Source organism: Methylobacterium sp. V23, from assembly GCF_002917135.1.
Lineage (GTDB): Bacteria > Pseudomonadota > Alphaproteobacteria > Rhizobiales > Beijerinckiaceae > Methylobacterium.
Genome location: NZ_PDHT01000106.1, coordinates 1 through 1,807 on the forward strand (window position 1 = coordinate 1; position 1,807 = coordinate 1,807).

Here is a 1,807-nt window from a genome sequence, read left to right on the forward strand (position 1 = left end):
TTGGCGAGGTTGCGCGGCTGGTCGACGTCTTTGCCCATGAAGACGGCGGTGTGGTAGGCGATCAGCTGGATCGGCACCGCGTAGACGATGGGCGCCACCACCGGGTCGAGGTCGGGCATCGTCAGGGTGGCCATGGTGTCGAGGCCGGCCGCCGCCGCGCCCTTGGCGTCGCCGATCAGGATGATGCGCCCGCCCCGGGCGGCCACCTCCTGCATGTTCGAGACCGTCTTCTCGAAGATGGCGTCGTGGGGCGCGATCACGATCACCGGCACGCTCTCGTCGATGAGGGCGATGGGGCCGTGCTTGAGTTCACCCGCCGCATAACCTTCCGCGTGGATGTAGCTGATTTCCTTCAGCTTCAGGGCGCCTTCCAGCGCCATCGGGTAGCTGGTGCCGCGTCCCAGGTAGAGCACGTCCCGGGCCTTGGCGACCTCGCGGGCCAGGATCTCGATCGACCCTTCGAGCTTGGTCGCGTCGGCCATCAGGCCCGGCACGGTGATCAGCGCGTCGACGAGGCGGCGCTCCGCCTCGGCGCCGAGGGTGCCGCGCGCCCGGCCAGCATGGATGGCCAGGCACAGCAGCACGGTGAGCTGGCACGAGAACGCCTTGGTGGAGGCGACGCCAATCTCGGGTCCGGCCAGGGTCGGCACCGTGGCGGAGGCCTCCCGGGCGATGGTGGAGGTCGGCACGTTGACCACCGCCAGGGTGTGCTGGCCCTGCGCCTTGGCGTAGCGCAGGGAGGCCAGGGTGTCGGCGGTCTCGCCCGATTGCGAGATGACGAGGGTGAGCCCGTCCCGCTCCAGGGGCGGCTCGCGGTAGCGCGCCTCCGAGGCGACGTCGATCTCCACGGGAAGGCGCGCCAGGCTCTCGAACCAGTACTTGGCCACGAGGCCGGCATAGTAGGCCGTGCCGCAGGCGGTGATCGAGAGGCGCGAGAGCTTGGCGAAGTCGAAGGGCAGGGCCTCGGGGAGGGCGACGCGGCCGTTCGCGAGGTCGACGTAGTGGGCGAGGGTCCGGCCGACCACCTCGGGCTGCTCGTGGATCTCCTTGGCCATGAAGTGGCGGTGGTTGCCCTTCTCCACCCGGAAGGCCTGGGCGACGATGCGCTGGCGCTCGCGGGTGACGGGCTGGCCGGCCTGGTCGCGGATCTCGGCGCCCGCGCGCGACAGGATCGCCCAGTCGCCCTCGTCGAGATAGGTGATCTCCTGGGTGAAGGGGGCCAGCGCCAGGGCGTCCGAGCCGAGATAGGTCTCGCCCGCCCCGTAGCCGATGGCCAGGGGCGCGCCGTGGCGGGCGCCGATCAGGAGGTCGTCGTGCCCGGCGAAGACGAAGCCCAGCGCGAACGCCCCGTGCAGGCGCGGCAGGCAGGCGGCCACCGCCTCGACGGGGCCGAGGCCCCCGTCCATCGCGTGGCTGACGAGCTGGGCCACCACCTCGGTGTCGGTCTCGCTCTCGAAGCGCACGCCCTGCGCCTGGAGCTCGGCCTTCAGTTCGCGGAAGTTCTCGATGATGCCGTTATGGACCACCGCCAGCCGGGCGGTGGCGTGGGGATGGGCGTTGGTCTCGTTGGGCCGCCCATGCGTGGCCCAGCGGGTGTGGCCGATGCCGAGGCTGCCGGCCAGGGGCGCGTCGCGCAGGCGCATCTCGAGGTTGGCGAGCTTGCCCTCGGCCCGCCGGCGCTCCAGGTGCCCCTCCGTCAGGGTGGCGATGCCGGCCGAGTCGTAGCCGCGATATTCGAGCCGGCGCAGGGCTTCCACCAGCTGCCCGGCCACGGCGTCCCGTCCGACGATGCCAACGATTCCGCACA

1 protein-coding gene is annotated in these 1,807 nt (G+C 71.4%); it reads right to left on the reverse strand.

All coding sequences use genetic code 11. From position 1 onward, the window contains the following. The coding region (gene glmS / locus CRT23_RS27435) for a glutamine--fructose-6-phosphate transaminase (isomerizing) (RefSeq protein WP_245436654.1) at positions 1 to 1,807 on the reverse strand (1,807 nt) is incomplete at both ends.